Here is a 2,421-nt window from a genome sequence, read left to right on the forward strand (position 1 = left end):
GGGTCGGCGCGGCACTCGGGAGCGCACCGCCCGGACCGACCCGTGCGGCACCGGCGCGCGGGGGCCGCGGACCTGTCAGCGCGTCCCTTGTCACGGGCGGCCTCACGGGGTCGTCCCCTCGGCGAGGGTGCGCGCTGCGCACGTGGCCGTTCCGCCCACCCAGCCGATCGGACCGCGGTAGGTGGCGCTCCCCGACACCTCCACCCACTCCTCGTCGTAGGCGACGGCGAAAGAAGCTGGCGCGGACGAGACCGCGGAGAAGCTCGCGGCCGCGACGGCCCGCGGATCCTTCCCCCCGATGGAGGCAGCGCGGGCGCCGTCCCGGACCGCCTGGCACAGGGCCGTGGATGTGATGCCGGCTTGGGCGGCGCAGACGACCAACCCGATCATCCCCACGACCGCGACGAGGCCGATCGCGTGCTCCACTGTGACGCTCCCGCGCTCCGCGCCACGCAGGGGGCGGGCGCGGTGCCGGCCCGTCCCATCCGCGGGTTGGCCGCCGCTCTTACAACTGGCCCGGCGGCCCGTGCCCGCCCCGGTCCGAAACCCTGTCCTCCCACTGGCCCAGCTGCTTCGTCCCTTCATCCCGTCCATGGGGCCTCCTCTCCCGGTCCCGGTTCTGGCAGGCGGCCCCGGGGGCTCGCCGCCGCCCGGGGCCGTTGTCGTCACCGGGTGGCGAGGGCCTCTTGGATGAGGCCCTCGAGCGCGGAGCGCACGGTGTCGGATTTGAGGATGAGGATGAGGAGTCCGGCGAACCCCGCCGCGGCGATGGTGCCGATGGCGTACTCGACGGTGGTCGCCCCCTCCTCGCCGTCGGTGTCGCCCGGTTGGGGGCGGACCAGGCGGGACGCCGTTTCGACGAGGCGGCTCCTGGCCTCAATGAGGCCGCATTCGATTCGGTTGCGGATTGGCATGGCTGTGTCCTTCCATCGCCCGGCTGCACCGGGACTGCGAGCCCCGGGGTTCCCCGGGGTTCTCAGCATGGACGGGCCGCAGCCGCGCTGGCACCTCGGCCGCCTCCGCCTGTGGACGGGCACTGGGCCGGGCGCGCCGCTGTGGACGACGCGCCGGGCGGCTAGAGCACGGCGCACCCGAACCACTGCAAACGCACCAGCCGCGCTTTTCACGTGCCCGTTCGTTCTCATCCCAGGGCGTTCCCCACGCGCAGGGAGCGGAGTTCGGGCGCGGGGCATCGCCCCGTAACAAGGGGGGCCGCGTTCCCCACGCGCGGGAACCGGAGGAAGCGCCGCCGCGATCCCCATGCGGAAGTGGCCTGCGTTCCCCACGCGCAGGAACCGGAGTCCCAGCCCTAGCCCCAGCCCGGTCTGTCCCGGCCCCTGGCCCTGGCCCTGGCCCTGGCAGCAGCCGATCAGGCCGTCGGCACCGCGCCCGCCGACTCCCCGCCGACGCTCAGGACGATCTTCCCCACCCCGTGCCTCGTGGCCAGATCCTCGTACGCGGCGCGCACCTGGTCCAAGGGGTAGCGCGCGCGGATGGGCACCCGGAGCTCCCCGGCGGCGACCAGGTCCGCCAGCTCCCCCACGACCCGGCCCGGGTCGGCGACCCCGGCCATGACGACCATCTGGACCCCGAAGCGCCGGGCCGCCGCGATATCGATGATCGTCTTGATCCTCTCCGTCGGCACGCCGCAGTCGATGGCGGCCTCCACGTAGCCGCCCCCGAAGCAGTCGGCGAAGGCTGAGAGGCCGCCGGGGGCGGCGGCGCGCAGCCGCTCGGGCAGCCCGTCGCCGTAGGCCACCTGGGTGGCGCCGATCCCCTCCAGCGCCTGGGCGCTCGCGTCGCTCGCGATGCCGACCACCCGGGCGCCCGCCCGGCGCAGCAGCTGGGACAGCAGGAAGCCGACACCGCCAGCCGCGGCGGACACGGCGATCACCTCGCCCTGTCGTGGCTGGATGGCCTCGGCCAGCGCCCACGCCGTGGTCCCGGCCACGTACAGGCATGCTCCGACGGCGGGATCGACGCCGTCGGGCAGGGGGACGACGCGGTCCTGGTCGATTGTGACGAACTCGGCTTGCGCGCTGCGCTCATCGCTCATCCCGATGACGCCCTGCCCGACGTGGACCCCGGTGACTCCGGGCCCCGCCTCGACGACGACGCCGCTGAAGTCGCTCCCCTGGCCCTCGCCCGGGAAGCGCGCGGGGAAGTACTCCTTCATGAGGCCCTCGCGGATCACAGCCTCCCCGGGGTTGATCCCGGCGTAGGCCACCTTGACGCGCACCTGCCCCGGCTGCGGCGGGGGGCTGGGGACCTCCCGGACCTCGAGGACCGGGGTGCCCCCGTACTCGTCGAAGCGAACGGCTCTCATCGTGCTCATGTGCAACTCCTCTGGGTTCCTCGGCCCGGTGCGCGAGGCGGACGCAGAGCCCCCGTCCCGGTGCGCCCCGGGCGGTCGGAGGGCCG

At 74.5% G+C, this 2,421-nt stretch carries 3 protein-coding genes; all 3 read right to left on the reverse strand.

Going from position 1 to position 2,421, the window contains the following annotated elements; translation table 11 throughout:
• Nucleotides 1-102: 102 nt before the first annotated feature.
• Nucleotides 103-426, reverse strand: coding sequence for a hypothetical protein (locus tag BH719_RS05880; RefSeq protein WP_009743887.1), 324 nt, complete (start codon nucleotides 424-426; stop codon nucleotides 103-105).
• A 239-nt stretch (nucleotides 427-665) separates the two neighbouring features.
• Nucleotides 666-914, reverse strand: coding sequence for a DUF4244 domain-containing protein (locus BH719_RS05885; RefSeq protein ID WP_009743888.1), 249 nt, complete (start codon nucleotides 912-914; stop codon nucleotides 666-668).
• 455 nt (nucleotides 915-1,369) lie between these two features.
• Nucleotides 1,370-2,335, reverse strand: coding sequence for an NADP-dependent oxidoreductase (locus tag BH719_RS05890; RefSeq protein ID WP_034255303.1), 966 nt, complete (start codon nucleotides 2,333-2,335; stop codon nucleotides 1,370-1,372).
• Nucleotides 2,336-2,421: the final 86 nt, after the last annotated feature.

This window comes from Pauljensenia hongkongensis, from assembly GCF_001746855.1.
Lineage (GTDB): Bacteria > Actinomycetota > Actinomycetes > Actinomycetales > Actinomycetaceae > Pauljensenia > Pauljensenia hongkongensis.

Bases quoted from the DNA above. Each gene is read 5' to 3' on its own strand.
- BH719_RS05885 (WP_009743888.1), bottom strand. From the start codon at position 914: ATGCCAATCCGCAACCGAATCGAATGCGGCCTCATTGAGGCCAGGAGC.
- BH719_RS05890 (WP_034255303.1), bottom strand. From the start codon at position 2,335: ATGAGCACGATGAGAGCCGTTCGCTTCGACGAGTACGGGGGCACCCCG.